Here is a 15522-nt window from a genome sequence, read left to right as displayed (position 1 = left end):
ATTACTGATAATAATCCCTACCATAATGTGAGAGTCAATATTTTTTATTTAGTCATAATCAAAAAAACAATGAACAAGCATAAACTAATCCATTACTTTTTTGATTGTGACTTAATTCTAATGGGTATCTGTATTTCTGTTAAATAATTTTTTGGATTTTTCTCATTCCAAGGTCCTTTATGGCATACCTGCATACTCAGTCCACTTATTTCATATTGATTATTTTCATCAAACCAATTCACAAATGATTTATATGCACCTGAAATATTCTCATAAGGCCCATAAACCATTGTAGCTCCAACCAAATCAAAAGCTTCTGTTTTACGGAAACTAACTCCATCTTTTTCTATTCCCTTTTCTTCTGTTACTATGCATACCTCAATATCTACATCTATTTCTTTATATTCATTATCATGATATATGGCAAAGCTATGGTTACTATCTTTTATATTTAAATTTTCTTTTTTAATATGTTCACATAATAAATGCCAAAGTTCACCTTCTGAAAAATAGTTTGGTACAATCTTCCGAATTGAAATAACATTATAAAATGGAATAGATTTTATCACGACATTATAGTTAAAATCCTTATTATCATCTATTTCCCACATTGCTCCTCTTAATTTCTCTAACTTCTGCTCTTCAATCCTTATTGCTTCTTTAATAACTTCTTCTTTACGTCTAAATTCTTTCTTTAAAGATTCACTATCCCAATGCTTTAATGCATGAGAAATTTCCTCAGTACTAAACCCTATGTCTCTTAAAAAGATTATCTTACTTAAAACTTTTGTTTGTTCTACTGAATACATTCTATATCCATTTTCATTATTAATTTTAGCTGGTTTTAAAATACCAACGTCATCATAATATCTTAACATTCTAATAGAAACTTGAGTTAATTTTGAAAATTCTCCAATCCTAAACACTTGCCTCTTCCTCCAAATACATTTATGCAATTATATATAACCCATATACCTAAATTGTAATCTATAATTTTCTACTCTATAACCTTAACTATATAAATTTGTTAAATAAATTACAAATTAGATAACAAATTTTTGACTTGCTTTTATTATAATAAATATATTTAGTGAAGTTAACCTCATCCAATTTTAATAAAAGCCTCGCTTATTTATGGTACGGTTCACTCTTACTTATTCTAAACTTATACATATAAAAAACCCCAACTAATTAAATTAGTCCAGGGGTTTCATGGTGTATGCAACAGCTACGCAGTTGTTGTATTTGCCCAGTAAGTTTTGTCATTCTTTTATCTTTGTTCTCTTCCTCTACTCTATACATCAGCATATTACAGGAAGTTGAAAAGTCAAAAAATAATTTCTGTGGTAATTATATTAATATAGATCTATTATAGATACACTTGATTTATTAACCATAAATAGTAAAAAAGCACAAGAGCAACAGTTAATAAAAACTATTTTATTTTGATAAATCCAAAAGGATATTCAGGTTTCAATAAATCTAATAAAATTAACTCCTGTTCAGGTATTCTGGCAACAAAATTTCTTTGACCATCATTAGAAATGTCTTTTGTAACAATCTCTAGTTCCCCACGATAATGGGGTAAATTATCATTAACTATTACCACATCACCCCTATGGAAGAAATCTTTATCATACTTTCGGTAAGGAATTCTTTTGTTTTTATAATCTAACCTTGGCATACTGCTGCGAGTCATATAATCTGAGGCATCACCCCTACCAAAATGAGGATAGTTATATATGATGTTTTCCTCTTCTTCTGTAATATTATCTGCCAACTCCAATTTGAATGTAATTTTTGTTTTATTAACTTGCGATATTGCTTTTAGTTCATCCTCAGTTGCATAGGCATTTCCAATTAGAATATCATCAATTTTATTCGTTGCAAGCAGATGTCTTACCTGTAAATCTATAGGTAATTCTCTATGCATCTCACAAGTAGGAAGTCCTTCATATACAGGCCAAGGTCCAAAAGTCTTATCATTATTGCTGGAAACAAATGCAGCAACAGAAAGGCCTAATGCTTTGTATTTATTAGTAAACTCCATAAACTTATTCCATCCAAGTCCTGTATATTTCTGAGGATAGAAATTATGGCACACAATCATGTTATGTGTATTTGCACCTCTTTCAATCATTAAATCCAAAGCTATGTTTGAACTTCCATTAAATTCAATTGCTATTCCATAAGGATTTTGCGTTATTGCTATGTCCTCCATTTCACCAAAATGCCCATCTAGGCGAATAATATCTACTTTCATGTCAGAAAATATCTTTAAATCATAAGGTGTAGCTCCCATTTTGGAAAATACAGATATATTCGTATCTACCGCAACGATAAATCCAAGATTATGTGCCTGTTCTATAAATCTTTTAAATTTATCAATCACAATTTCTGTTGATTCTCTTACTGACAAAAGGCATGTAAAAATTCGATTAAAACCATATTTTGCAGCTAGTTTCATATACTCATAATCTATTTGTTCTGTTGAGTGTTCCGGATAAAGAGAAATACCCATTCTATGCATTATAAAATCCCTACCTTTCAGTTTTAAAACCTTATTAAATATATACAGCCAATAATTTCCCTATTTTTATACACAAAATTACCGTTCTAAGTTTTCTATGCTATTTGTGAGTTACTTTAACTAACTCTTCAACTAGTTTAGAATCTACTACATCATAAGCATACTCATTATTGCTGTAAGCATAACTAACATTATTTTTTGTAGTAGTTTTATCGTTTAGCCATGACTTACAAGAACTATGTATTTGTGTTATGCCAGTATACTCCATAATCTTATTGGCATTGTTTGCATTAATTCCGCTGCCTGCCATTATTTGAATTTCATCTCCATAGCTCATCTGCAGGCCTTTAAGCAGTTCTATTCCTTGAATAGCTTTTGATTCTAATCCACTAGTCAGAATACGATCTACATCTAGCTTTACCAAAGTTTCAGTTGCTTCAAAAGGATTACTTACGCAATCAAAAGCTCGGTGAAATACTACTTCTTTATCTTTTCCATAAAACTTAATTAAATCAATAGCTTCTTTTGTTTGCTCAATATTGATATTGCCTGTATCATCAAGACATCCAAAGGCAATTCCATCTGCCCCAAACTCCATCATAGTCTTTATATCCAGTAATAGTGTTTCAAAGTCTTCTTTTCCGTAGCAAAACCCAGCCCCTCTTGGTCTTGCCATACAAATAACCCTTAACTGCGTATTCTTTTTTGTCAGGGCAAGACTTGCAATGCTAGGTGTCAATCCTCCCATATATAAAGCACTGTTTAATTCTACTCTATCTGCTTTTCCTTTATATGCTTGTAAACAATCATAATAGCTTCCACAACATATCTCTACTACTTTATTCACAATCTTCACCCGCTAACTTTATAAAACTCAATGCATAGATTTTTGTGTTCATTATAATATCTTCTATGTCCATCCATTCATTAGGATTATGCCCAATTCCTTTTTGTCCAGGAAAGCTTGGACCAAACGGAACAATATTAGGCATAGATTTTGCATAGGTTCCGCCTGTTGTAGTAACTGGTGTTCCATCAAATGCAGTTACTTCCTCATAAGCCTCTTTAAGTTTTCTTACTAAAAAGCAATCTTTATTAAATTTTACTGGATCATAGTTATGAACCAATACTAATGATAAGTCTTCTGGCATTTTTGATTTTATTTGCGACATAATTTGGGAAACAGTTGTACTGGCGGGATAGCTTAAAACAAAATCAAATACACACCTGTCTTTCTCCATACTTAGTCCATATTCACGAATCTGCATCTTACCGAATTCATTATCAAAGTAGTCAATACCTAACCGATCTCCAGTGTTCTTACTTTTCAAAAAATATTTTGTTACAAAATTGAAAAATTCATTTAGAGCTGCTTGATCGCCTAATATTTTTAATTTTGCTCTGCCTCTTTCACCATAAACTACAGGGTATTTACAATCTGGAGTCCACCCCATAAGCGGCGGTCTTTCGTTCTGCAGGTAATACTCAATATCTTTCATTCCAGTTTCTTCATTAGTCCCAAATATTATGCGGATTGGTTTATTAAAAACAACCTGACATTCTTTACAGGCATATAAGGCATATAAACATGACATTATTGGTCCTTTGTTGTCTAAAATTCCCCTTGAATAAATTCTTCCTTCTTTAATATAGCCGCTGAATGGAGGTTTAATCCATCCATCACCTACCGGCACAACATCTAGATGTCCTATTACACCAATATAATCATCGCCTTTACCTAATTGAGCATAACCTGCATATCCATCTAGATTTTTCACCTGAAAGCCAAGTTTATAAGCGATTTCCAAGGCCTTATTTAAACAATTATTGATACCTCTGCCAAATGGCATTCCTGTCTCTGGCTCGCCTTCTACGCTTTCAATTCTTACCACTTCAATGATATCAGAAATTATTTGTTCTCTTAACTCATCAACTTTTTTCAAAATGGTATCTTTCATTATAAGCTCACTTTCTAACTAAAGGTGCAGTTCTTGTTTTCATATAATTGTATAACCATTCCTGGCTAGCTTCTTCATGAATGCATTTGCCATTGATATTTTTTGTCAAATATACCGTTGGCTCTTGAAACTGATTAGCAACAACAAAGGAAAATCCCTCAATGTTAGTAGAAACTCCCCATTCTCCTTTATTATTCATAGCAATTAATGATAAATCTCCTGCTTTTCCTCTTCTTATTTTTAGTTCTTCATCTAAATTATTTACAGCGATTTCACAAGCCTCTTGAGGGTGATGACCTTCTTTCATTAAACGTACAATTTCATAGGAAATACATCCCTTAATTAAATCTTCTCCTAATCCTGTAGCACTAGCTCCCCCTACTTTAGAATCTACATAGAACCCGGAACCGCAAATAGGCGAATCGCCCACTCTTCCCTTTTTTTTCATAAATAGACCGCTTGTTGAGGTACCAGCTATCATATTTTCATTTACATCAAGGGAGACCATTCCAACAGTATCATGACCGCTATATGGTTTTAGCTGAAGTTCTTTTACTTCTTTAACACGGTTATGATAGTGAATTTTAGCGCGCTCTGTGAGCATGTTTTTACGTTCAAAACCTTCTTTATGAGCGAACTTTTCCGCTCCTTCTCCCACTAATAAATTATTTACCTCCTCTTTACTTAATCTTCTTGCAATACTGATTGGATTTGCAAAATCCTTAATTGCCGCAACGGCTCCAATATCAAATGTAGTGCCATCCATATATGCAGCATCTAATTCTACTTCCATGTCTTCATTAGGTAGACCGCCATAGCCTACAGACTTATAAAATTCAAAGTTTTCTACTTCTTTAATTGCAATTTCAATAGCATCCCCTGCATGTCCTCCATGCTTCAGTATTTCTGTGCCCTTTGTAACACCTTCAAAAGCCATACGCCATGTTGCAATCATTCCATACATATCAATTTGCTCCTTTATGTAAAAATAATATAATGTGAAAAACCACTAATCAAGTTAGTGGTTTTTTCAATTAAAAACAAATTCTATCCGCTAAAGATGTAACATCTTCTTTATTAACTAAAGCTTCAGCTAATAGACATATATTACGCAATGAATCATTCAGTCCTGTTCCACCTTTTTTAGGAGTAATTACGATATTAACTTTATCTTTATAATTAGCAATAGTTTCCTCATTTTCAACTGACATTGCAGCTAAAGCTGGTATTTTTGTTGTTTGAATAATATCATAAGCAACTCTTGCTGCCATACTAGCATAATCTATGTAATTAAAAGCAGGGCCACATATTACCACGTCAGGCTTAACTTTATTTACCATGGCACAAAACTTTCTGGATACTTCGTCTGGATCAGTTAAATAAGTGCCATTACCGCAATAAAGACAAACAATGACTTTGCCTCTAATTTCCTTTAAAAATGGTTCCATCATGATTGCTGGCCCTACAGGTTCTTTCTTTGTACCTAGTGGTACCATTTTATCGTCTTTAGTACCTGCACCAGCTTGAATTTGATCATAAATCATCATGATTTTAATTGACATTTGTAATCATCTCCTATAGGTCATCAAATGATAAATCTTCTAAAGAATCATCATCTTCAATTCCCTTTGTTTCTTCAGTTAAATATTGCTTATCCATAATCTTAATAAAAGGCATATATATAAGCACACCTAAAACCAATAATGCGGCTTGAAGCAGTGCACCTACCCAGTTTGTGGCTAGGAAACCGGAAATAACTACCGGGGTTGTCCACGGAATATTAATACCATTAGTTATAGGAACTAATTTCAAAGCCATAGCAATATATGAGATAACAATGTTAATAGTGGGAACTATCATAAATGGAATCAGCATCAATGGGTTTAAAACTATTGGCAGACCAAATACGATTGGTTCGTTAATTCCAAAGATACCTGGAATTAGCGATAATGTGCCAAGTTCCTTAATTCGTTTAGATTTACAGAAAAGCAACATAGCAATTACTAGTGATAATGTAGAACCGCATCCACCAAATGTAGCATATAAATCTTGGAATTGCTGATTGATAATATGCCCTTGTCCAACACCAGTTTTAAAGAATTCTAAATTCTCCGCAGTTAATGTTTGAAGAATAGGATTGAATACAGCACCCACTACAGAACCACCATTTATTCCAAAGAACCAGAATAAGTGCAAAAAGATATATGCAATAACCATAGCACCTAATGTATCGCCTAAATTCATCAGTGGTAACTGTAAGAATTTAAATACAATTGTAAAAACGTCAGTTTTAAAGAAACCAAATATTAAGTTAATTGCAAAGAATACAGTCATTACAAGACCTGCAGGTATTAAGGCTGCAAAGGATTGCACCACAGTAGGTGGAACACCATCTGGCATCTTAATAGTCCATCCTTTTCTCTCCGCAAAAGAATATATATGTACTGCTAAGATGGCACAAATAATACCAATAAATATTCCTTTAGCACCTACCCATCCAAGAGGAAGTCCCCCTCTTAAAAAAACATCAACTTTACCCTCTAAGCCATCAACTGCAACTTTTCCAGATACACCATAGGGCATAATTAAAAACCAAGACATAATAGATACTGCCGCTCCAAAAAGAGGATTTACCTTCATCTGCTTAGCAAATGAGTAACCAATACCCATTACAGCAAATATAGCCATAATTGCAAATGTTGCATCGGCAGGTTTGCCAAAATAGTGAGCTAATGTAACCCCATTTACTGGTACAGACTCTATCCAATTGATCCATGCTGGAATTGGGAAGTTTGCAATAAGCAAAAATAATGATCCTACAATTAATAATGGCGTTGATAATAAGAATCCATCACGTATGGCAATTAAATATTTGTTTCTGCCGATTGCTTCAGCCAGTGGAAGCAATACTTTTTCTAACCATTTAAGCATATTTTTTTCCCCCTTAGTAATAATTGAAATTAAGCATTTATTTTTCATAGAAAAATAAAATAATCACCAAATTATACTGTTGCAAAGTTATTTCTTTGAAGCCTTGATTAGATTAATTGCATTCTTTAAAACCTTTTTAGCATTCATCATACCATAATCAGTTGGATCGATAACTGCGATTGGAATACCAGTTCCTCCAAAATCGTTTACAGTCTTTTCATACAAATACTTAACTTGTGGTCCAAGCAGAATGCAATCAGGGTGTAAGCTTTTAATAATCTCATCCAAATCCTTATGTGGATATGCTTTAACCTCAATTGGTAATGAGTTCTCATCAGCTGCAGCCTGCATTTTGCTTGCTAATATACTTGTAGACATTCCATTACTACAAAACAAATAAATTTTTTTCATATAATTTCCCTCCTTCCATATTTATTTACTAACTGTATCAACTATCTTCTATTTTCTAATGCAACAATACGTTCGTAACTCTCAATTAACTCACTAGCCATTATTTTGCAGGTTTCAACTGACATTAATTGATCTTCTGCATGTAATAGTAACAAATTAAAGTTTATTTTTTTATCGTCTGCTTCTTGTTGGATTAGCTTTGAATGAACATTATGACCTTGTGTGTAATTTACGTCACCCTCGTCTATACAAAGTCTTGCTTTGTTAAAGTTACCTTTTTTAGCTTCCTTAATTGCTTCAATATAGCTACTTTTGGCTATACCTGCTGCTGATATAATTTGAAAACATGCTAGCTCTAATTCATCCATTGTTGTCCTACCTCCTGATATTTCTATTATATATTTTCAAAATAGCTTTCTACTTTAAATCTCTTTCCTATTGCTAGGAAGCATTACAGTGCTAATCACCCTGGTGTTAGAAATTAAATCATGAATAGCCTTATGATCTTTTCTAAATAAAACAAATAATACTGATATAATGCTCACAGCAATGCCCAGGTACATTAATGGGGTAATAAAATTTATATTACTTGCCAATGATAAGATTTGTCGTAATAAGCTACTAGGAAAAATAAGAGCTCCCTCCACTAAAAAAATACCGATAACTTGTCTAAAAAACAATTCTTTAAACACCACATTTTTACCATCTGTTTTAACAATTTTAAAATGGCACCAACGTTTGCCTAGAGTTTGTCCATTCCAAATGGTTAATGGTACAAAGACGTAATAAAAAAAGGCAAATAATAGTCCTAGCCCTCCCGCTAACAACCAATATTGTTCCGGATATTGAAATAAATTCACATTTAATTCTTGAGTGTCTGTTACTTTCATATATATCATTATCATAGGTAACGATGTAAAGAGGCTTCCTAAATACCAATCTAACATATAGGCTATTAAGCGTTTCCAAATTGGTACATCATAAGAAATTGGAGATTTACTTTCATTAGCTGATTTAATGAACTTTTTCATATTTTCACCTTCCATTTAAATTTATATTTTTTAATGATTAAATATTTATTTTAAAACATGATCTATGAATTCTTTATAATTATTTACTTCTAATAATTTAGCAAACTCGTTAGAATTAGAAATCACATTGCTTAGCCAATCAAAGAATATCTTTAATAATTTATAATCCCCTCTATTAATAGCAAAGAGAATAATAAGTCGTACATTAAAATCTCCCCATTTAATTGGTTTATCTAAGATTGCAATACTTAAAACAGACTGATTTATGAACATTTCGTTTAGACTATGGGGGGTTGCTAATCCATAATCAAAAGAAGTTGCAGAGGTCTTTTCTCTTTGCAGTACACCGCTTTCAAAATCTTCGGTGACATATCCTTTTTCTTTTAAGTTACTACACATTTTTGTTATTACCTCATCAGGACTATTTGCAGCAAGATTTGTATAAAAAAACTCTTTCTTTATAAGCTTTAATACTAGAAGTTTAAAATCTGCATAGCACCTAATCCTATCTAAGTTATTTAATGCTTGAAAAACTTTACTTTCGTCTTTATAATTCATAAATAAAGAAATATATACTGTCATAGTGCATAAGTCATGTTTTAGTGGAAGCGTTGTTATGATTAAATCTGGATTTAAATCAACAATTGTGCTTTTTTCAAAGAAGCCCATGCACTGGATAATCTCCATACAATCACCAAATCTATTGGTAATCTTCTCCATACATAAATTGGATAAAACTTGATCCCGAGGATGAATCATTACCACTTTATACTTATATACATAATTTGTTCTAGCATAGGCAACTCCTAAATGTAGAGCAATAAACGCAATCTCATTTTCTTTGATATGAATATGGAGTTTTTCCTCTAATAACTCGCAAACCTTAACCCCCATCTCAAATACCAATGGATAGTTTCGTTTGATTTGTTGCAGATACATATTATCAACTTCAATGTTCTTCTTACACCTTTCTAGTAAGCAAGCAATATGCATTTCTAGTCCGTTCTTAAGTTCATTATCACTGCTAAAATCAACGTCAAACATCTTTTTTATGTCATCAAATATTTCTTTTAGTACATCAGGAATCAAATAATCAATTTGCTGCTTTGCCACATCATCTGTGTAAGAAGTATTCCTTTTTCCTACTAATAATAAAGCCAATAAAACGATTTCATCTTCAACAATTTTAATTCTGATCTTCTTTGATACCTTTTCAAAGAATGTTTGTGCGATTTTATATTCCAAACTATCTTTTAATTTTTCAGTACTTCGATCTGTTTTAATAAATTTATGCCTTATAATGCGTTCTAGCGCAGTTCCAATGTGCATTATAATCATAGTAAAGGTCAGATCTCGAATATGATAGTCATATTCTTTAAATGTATCTTCTAAAATATCTTTTATTTCAATTAAATTGAAGTCTTTATAAAAAGAAGCTATCTTATCTAAGTTTAAAAGATTTCCCTTTATCTCATTTTCCAATAGATCCTTATACAATTTACGTTTTTGTTCTTCCTTACCCGTCAAAAGTATATAATTTTTACTCCTTATAAGTTGCAAACTATCATATGGTTCTATCATTTTTCTTATTTTTTTAATGTCATTATCAATAGAATAACTGGAAGCAAAAATTTTATCTTGCAAAAGTGTTAAATTAATATCATTTCGTTCAAACAATAATTCCTTAATGATGTAATTACATCTCTCCTCCGAAGTTTGAGGAATTATCTCCACTGTTTTAATATCTAGACTTTGAAAATTATCCTCATTTATTTTGTATCCAAGCCTTATATTAGATTCAATCAGCTCATAACCATAGGACTTATTAATATAAGCAATATCGCTTCGGATAGTGCGATCAGACACTCCTAATACATTCGCTAGTTCTTTACCTAAAATCCAATTTTGACTATTATGCATAAATGAAATAATTCTATCCTGTCTTTTATTTAGCACCTTATTACCTCCTCCTGTGATTAATATTTTCATCTCTGATTATATATTAATATCTTGTGTCTTTCCTCCAATAGATTTCCTAGTGCTAGGAAATTAAGAAAAACCAATAATCATGATATAGTTCTACGTAACTGGTTTAACCTAGAACTTTTTCAAATTATACATAAGACGTAAAAATAGGCCTACACTCATTGAGGTAAGCCATAATACATCTTATAATATAACTTGTTTTTTATATCTATTTGAGGTTAGGAAATAGAATATAATTTGAATAACAGAGTATACTCCAAAAACAAACAAGCTATTTTTCAACATATATTCACCATCATTAATCTTATTAAACACTGCAGATAAATAGAACCCTATACATACTAAAGCTATAATTGGAGGTACCAGGAACACTGCACCTAACTCTTTCATAATCAAAGCGTTAATTTCCTTTCTGCTTAAACCTATTTTCATTAATTGCTTACTTCTTTCTCTATCCTCTTCAATAGAGGTTATTGTTTTAAAATATATAACTGCTGCACTTCCTACTAAAAACATCATTCCCATGAAACTGCAGATAAACAGCATAAAACTATTTTCTTTTATAGCTTTATCAAATGTTTTTTCCCTAGTAATTAAGGTATCACTAACCTTTTTCCCAAAATTAGCTTCTAATTCATTACTTAGCCTCTCATATTTGCCCTCTTCTTTTAAATCAATAAGCACATCATACGTAATGGCTTCATGCCCCAGCTTTTGCTCCATGGCTTTGTAATCCTCATTACTAGCAACCACAACATCCCCTCTGAAATAATCTTCATTGTAAGAGATATTTACTATAGCAGCTACTTTCTCCTCTTTTTTCTCTTTAGGTACATATATGTACTCATCAGTATTGCGCTGAGCTTTATATTCACCTAGAGAAATAGCAGTATCATCCATTACCTTTTTAGATAAATCCAGCATAAAGCCTCCATCATAAAAGCTGCCTGTCTTTTCAGCATGACAATAAAAGATTTCTCCCTTTTTTAAATTCAATTCATTATTTCCCAAAGCTTTATAGCTGTCTTCGCTTATAACCAGCATATTAGGTCTACGCCATAAGCAAGCGCCATCATTTACTCTAATATTAGGAATATTTAGTCCTTCTACTTCATCGTAGCTTTTTACCTCTCCTAAATTCTTAGTGATAAAGTCCTTAATGTTCATATCTTTAATGCTGCTTTTATCAACTATAAAACTCATATCATATGGAAAAAGTGCACCTACTTGCTTCTCGGTTGATTTATACATGCTGTAAGCAAAAGAAATAAATACTATTCCTCCAGAAACCATTAAGGTAACCACATATAAAACTATTCTATAAGATATAAACCTGTGTGAAAGAGAATTAATAAATAAAATATTATTATTGTAGGCTTTCTTAAATTTTTTCATAACCTTTACTACTACTGTCATTGAAAAGCCTATCAATAAGTAAACCGATACTATTGTACCCACTACAGGAGCTAAAGAGAATGTACTCCCTCTGCTATTTATTTTCCTGTCAGCTATCATCTTAACAATGACAAAAGAGCCTATAAAAATTATTATTCCTATCACACCTAAGATAGTGCTTGTACTCCCTATATCTTTCTTCGACTTTGACTTTAATATATTTATAACTGAATATCTGTTTAAAAATATCATCTGATATACTGTAGTAAATAAAAATATTACAAATGATATTAATAACACTGCTGCATAAGCCTTAATGCTTAAAGGAATGACTATGTTGTCAATGTTCAGTATTTTTCCTATAGCCATATGAAAGAGTTTTGAAAATATACTTCCTGAGAGAGATGCAATTAAAAATGATGCTAAAGAAATTATAATATTTTCATAGCAAAGTATTTTTATTATTTCCTTTGAAGTTAGTCCTATTGTAAAATACACTCCAAATTCTCTTCCTCTATACTTTGTAAATGAAACTGTGGTAAAGATTATAAATGCTGCTGAAAAAGCTATCATAAAAATCACTATAGTATTTAACTCTCCCTTTAAGGCCAGGAATTCTTTGTTCTCCATAAACTTAGGATTAAAAACTAAAGTAAAAAACATAAATAATATGCACTGAATTATACTATTACCAATAAGATATGCCATATAATTTTTAATATTATGCTTAATATTCTTTATAATCATTGAAGAGAAGTCCACTATTCCTGCCCCCCTATAACCAATTGTGCTTCTATTACCTTGTCAAGAAACTCTTTTCTGTTTCCATTAGAGTTTATCTCAAGCTTAATAGTTCCATCCTTTATAAATATAATTCTCTTGCAAAAAGATGCTGCAAAGGGATCATGGGTTACCATGACAATAGTAGCCTTTTTTTCTTCATTTATTTTTTTAAAGCTTTCCATTATATTCTTTGAAGCTTTGGAATCTAAATTCCCTGTTGGTTCATCTCCTAATATTATTTTTGGTTCCTTTATTAATGCTCTGGCTTCTGCTGTTCTTTGCTTCTGGCCTCCTGAAATATTATAAGGATAACTATTCTCAACATCTTTTAAGCCAAAATATTCTATTAATTCATTAACCTTATCTTCAATAACCTTTGGCTTTATCCTGTCTAAGGTTAATGGGAATCCTATATTTTCTTTCACAGTCAGACTATCTAAAAGATTAAACTCCTGAAATATAAAGCCTATGTTGTCTCTTCTGAAAATAGCCATATCATCTTTTTTCATGGTAAGAATATTTTTTCCGTCAATAAGAACTTCACCTGCAGTGGCCTTATCAATTCCAGCTAAAATATTTAATAAAGTTGTTTTGCCGCTGCCACTAGGCCCCATTACTCCCAAAAACTCTCCATCCTCTACCTTAAAGGATATATCATTAAGTGCTTTTACCGCCTGGGCACCTTTAAAGGCGTCATAAACCTTTATTACCTTTCTACATTCCAAAACCTTCATGTAAATATACCTCATTTCTTTTCAAACTTTACCTAAAGTATATTACCTGCTTATATATTCTCAAATCGATTTTACTTACCTAACCTTACATGTGTGAAAGGTTTCTCTTGCTTTAAATATGTAATACTCACAGTTGTTCCTTTTGAAACCTCTGAGGTTATTTCTATTTTATTATTTAAATTATCACAAATGTTTTTGCTCATATAAAGACCTATGCCTGTAGATTTTTCTTCTCTTCTTCCATTTCTTCCTGTAAAAAATGCTTCAAAAACCCTGGAAAGCTCTTCTTTCTTTATCCCTACCCCAGAATCCTGTATATAAAGGGTAATCTCATAATCATTCTCCTCTGTATAAAAGCATACCTTTCCTCCTGAAAATGAATACTTTATTGCGTTGCTTATAACCTGTTCAATAACATATTTACTCCACTTTTTGTCTGACAAAATAAAATAGTCCTCAGGTATATTTACCTCAGGAAATACATTAGAATAGATAAAATTTCTTTTTTGTAAATTAATACTTTCCTTCACCAGCTTTTTTAAATTTATTGCTTCTGGAACGTAATCTTTAGAAAACTCTCCTAACCTAAATATGTTTAATACACCTTCTAAATTATTCTGCAACAAACTATTCTCATTCCGTATATCCTTAGCTGCATCTTCATTTGGCAGCTTATCTATAGCCAAATTAATTACTGCCACAGAGGTTTTCATATTATGAATCCATTGTATAAGTAATTTCTCCTTTTCTTCATAGTTATTCTCTAAAGCATATATCTTTGAAATATAGTCGTTATGTATCGTCCTAATCTCATTAAACACTTCTTCAAAATTACTATCCTTATCCAAATTAAAAGAAGGACTTGTCCTTATTTCTTTAAGAGATTCATAAAATGAATTGTATACACAAAGCTTATAAATTAAATATACCATTAGGCAAAAGAAGCATAATAAAACAGGGTATAACATGAATTTTCCATTATATAAAAAATAATAAAATAGCATTATAGAAAGGCAGCTAAATAAATAAATAAAAATTGAAACCTTTTCCTTTTTTAAAACAGCTCCAATTAACTTACTTAAGGACATAGCCAACACCCCTTTTAGTTTCTATAGTCAATTGTATATGGTTTTCCTTAAGCCTTTTCTTTAATCTCGTAATGTTAACTGTTAGAGTATTATCATCTACAAATTCATCTTCATCCCATAACTCTTCCAGTAGTTCTTCCCTGGTAACCACTTTTTCATAGTTAATAAAAAACACTTTAAGAAGCTTGTACTCATTCTTTGATAACGGCATAATTTCATTATCGGTTCTTAACTCCATGCTCTCACAATAAAGCTTTACTTTATTAATCTCAATAACATTTTCATTAATACCACTTGTTCTTCTTAATACTGCATTTATTTTTGCTAAAAGTATTCCAATACTGAAAGGCTTCGTTATATAATCATCTGCACCTAAATCCATCCCTCTAATTTGTTCTGCTTCTTCACCTCTTGAAGAAACTATAATAACAGGTACGTTTAACTTTTTTCTAATTAACTTTAAAAAATAAAATCCATCAAACTTTGGAAGGTTTATATCCAAAAGTATTAAATCGTTCTTTCCCTCAAATATTTTCTTATGAATATCATTGAAATCTTTAATGGTTTCAACGCAATAATCATAAGCACTTAAGTATTCTTCTATATATTTTATTAAATTAACATCATCTTCTATAAGTAAAATTCTTTTCCCCATATTCATCCTCTTTTAAATTT

15 protein-coding genes are annotated in these 15522 nt (G+C 31.4%); all 15 read right to left on the bottom strand.

The window, feature by feature from the left end; translation table 11 throughout:
- Positions 1-92: 92 nt before the first annotated feature.
- The 15 genes from BUA82_RS18640 to BUA82_RS18570 all read right to left on the bottom strand — a co-directional run bounded on the left by BUA82_RS18640 (position 93) and on the right by BUA82_RS18570 (position 15502).
- On the bottom strand, positions 93-926 hold the full coding sequence (locus BUA82_RS18640) for a MerR family transcriptional regulator (RefSeq protein WP_073012117.1): 834 nt from the start codon (positions 924-926) through the stop codon (positions 93-95).
- Between the two features lie 509 nt (positions 927-1435).
- Positions 1436-2530: a DUF871 domain-containing protein gene (locus BUA82_RS18635; RefSeq protein ID WP_073012114.1), complete on the bottom strand. Its 1095-nt coding sequence runs from the start codon at positions 2528-2530 to the stop codon at positions 1436-1438.
- Positions 2531-2630: 100 nt separating this feature from the next.
- Positions 2631-3377, bottom strand: a complete 747-nt coding sequence (locus BUA82_RS18630) for a copper homeostasis protein CutC (RefSeq protein WP_073012111.1) — start codon at positions 3375-3377, stop codon at positions 2631-2633.
- A complete protein-coding gene (locus tag BUA82_RS18625; protein WP_073012108.1) occupies positions 3370-4488 on the bottom strand; it encodes a Sapep family Mn(2+)-dependent dipeptidase in 1119 nt (372 codons plus the stop codon). The genes BUA82_RS18630 and BUA82_RS18625 overlap by 8 nt, the downstream gene beginning before the upstream one ends.
- Positions 4489-4495: 7 nt before the next feature.
- Positions 4496-5452, bottom strand: a complete 957-nt coding sequence (locus tag BUA82_RS18620; RefSeq protein WP_073012105.1) for a glycosylasparaginase — start codon at positions 5450-5452, stop codon at positions 4496-4498.
- Between the two features lie 70 nt (positions 5453-5522).
- Entirely contained in the window at positions 5523-6050 is a 528-nt protein-coding gene (locus tag BUA82_RS18615; RefSeq protein WP_341430618.1) for a GrdB-related putative oxidoreductase, read from the bottom strand.
- Positions 6051-6063: 13 nt separating this feature from the next.
- The gene (locus BUA82_RS18610; RefSeq protein ID WP_073012102.1) at positions 6064-7419 is read right to left on the bottom strand and encodes a PTS sugar transporter subunit IIC; all 1356 of its coding nucleotides are present in this window, start codon (positions 7417-7419) and stop codon (positions 6064-6066) included.
- An 87-nt stretch (positions 7420-7506) separates the two neighbouring features.
- Positions 7507-7830, bottom strand: a complete 324-nt coding sequence (locus tag BUA82_RS18605; protein ID WP_073012100.1) for a PTS sugar transporter subunit IIB — start codon at positions 7828-7830, stop codon at positions 7507-7509.
- A gap of 41 nt (positions 7831-7871) precedes the next feature.
- Positions 7872-8198 (bottom strand): PTS sugar transporter subunit IIA, encoded by a 327-nt coding sequence (locus BUA82_RS18600; RefSeq protein ID WP_073012097.1) that lies wholly within the window; start codon positions 8196-8198, stop codon positions 7872-7874.
- A 54-nt stretch (positions 8199-8252) separates the two neighbouring features.
- Positions 8253-8861, bottom strand: coding sequence for an RDD family protein (locus tag BUA82_RS18595; protein WP_073012093.1), 609 nt, complete (start codon positions 8859-8861; stop codon positions 8253-8255).
- A 45-nt stretch (positions 8862-8906) separates the two neighbouring features.
- Positions 8907-10850 carry a BglG family transcription antiterminator gene (locus tag BUA82_RS18590; RefSeq protein WP_083600026.1) on the bottom strand — a complete coding sequence of 648 codons (1944 nt, stop codon included), beginning with the start codon at positions 10848-10850 and terminating at the stop codon, positions 8907-8909.
- Between the two features lie 180 nt (positions 10851-11030).
- On the bottom strand, positions 11031-13004 hold the full coding sequence (locus BUA82_RS18585; protein WP_073012087.1) for an ABC transporter permease: 1974 nt from the start codon (positions 13002-13004) through the stop codon (positions 11031-11033).
- A complete protein-coding gene (locus BUA82_RS18580) occupies positions 13004-13759 on the bottom strand; it encodes an ABC transporter ATP-binding protein (RefSeq protein ID WP_073012084.1) in 756 nt (251 codons plus the stop codon). Before BUA82_RS18580 ends, BUA82_RS18585 begins: the two co-directional genes overlap by 1 nt.
- A gap of 71 nt (positions 13760-13830) precedes the next feature.
- A complete protein-coding gene (locus BUA82_RS18575) occupies positions 13831-14847 on the bottom strand; it encodes a sensor histidine kinase (RefSeq protein ID WP_073012081.1) in 1017 nt (338 codons plus the stop codon).
- Positions 14834-15502, bottom strand: coding sequence for a response regulator transcription factor (locus tag BUA82_RS18570; protein ID WP_073012078.1), 669 nt, complete (start codon positions 15500-15502; stop codon positions 14834-14836). The genes BUA82_RS18575 and BUA82_RS18570 overlap by 14 nt, the downstream gene beginning before the upstream one ends.
- Positions 15503-15522: the final 20 nt, after the last annotated feature.

This window comes from Clostridium amylolyticum, from assembly GCF_900142075.1.
Lineage (GTDB): Bacteria > Bacillota > Clostridia > Clostridiales > Clostridiaceae > Clostridium_AA > Clostridium_AA amylolyticum.
The sequence above is the reverse complement of the archived record's forward strand: the minus strand, read 5'-3'. Positions and strand labels throughout refer to the sequence as shown.

Bases quoted from the DNA above. Each gene is read 5' to 3' on its own strand.
- BUA82_RS18590 (WP_083600026.1), bottom strand. From the start codon at position 10,850: ATGAAAATATTAATCACAGGAGGAGGTAATAAGGTGCTAAATAAAAGA.
- BUA82_RS18570 (WP_073012078.1), bottom strand. From the start codon at position 15,502: ATGGGGAAAAGAATTTTACTTATAGAAGATGATGTTAATTTAATAAAA.
- BUA82_RS18610 (WP_073012102.1), bottom strand. From the start codon at position 7,419: ATGCTTAAATGGTTAGAAAAAGTATTGCTTCCACTGGCTGAAGCAATC.
- BUA82_RS18605 (WP_073012100.1), bottom strand. From the start codon at position 7,830: ATGAAAAAAATTTATTTGTTTTGTAGTAATGGAATGTCTACAAGTATA.
- BUA82_RS18580 (WP_073012084.1), bottom strand. From the start codon at position 13,759: ATGAAGGTTTTGGAATGTAGAAAGGTAATAAAGGTTTATGACGCCTTT.
- BUA82_RS18575 (WP_073012081.1), bottom strand. From the start codon at position 14,847: ATGTCCTTAAGTAAGTTAATTGGAGCTGTTTTAAAAAAGGAAAAGGTT.
- BUA82_RS18620 (WP_073012105.1), bottom strand. From the start codon at position 5,452: ATGTATGGAATGATTGCAACATGGCGTATGGCTTTTGAAGGTGTTACA.
- BUA82_RS18635 (WP_073012114.1), bottom strand. From the start codon at position 2,530: ATGCATAGAATGGGTATTTCTCTTTATCCGGAACACTCAACAGAACAA.
- BUA82_RS18615 (WP_341430618.1), bottom strand. From the start codon at position 6,050: ATGTCAATTAAAATCATGATGATTTATGATCAAATTCAAGCTGGTGCA.
- BUA82_RS18600 (WP_073012097.1), bottom strand. From the start codon at position 8,198: ATGGATGAATTAGAGCTAGCATGTTTTCAAATTATATCAGCAGCAGGT.
- BUA82_RS18625 (WP_073012108.1), bottom strand. From the start codon at position 4,488: ATGAAAGATACCATTTTGAAAAAAGTTGATGAGTTAAGAGAACAAATA.
- BUA82_RS18595 (WP_073012093.1), bottom strand. From the start codon at position 8,861: ATGAAAAAGTTCATTAAATCAGCTAATGAAAGTAAATCTCCAATTTCT.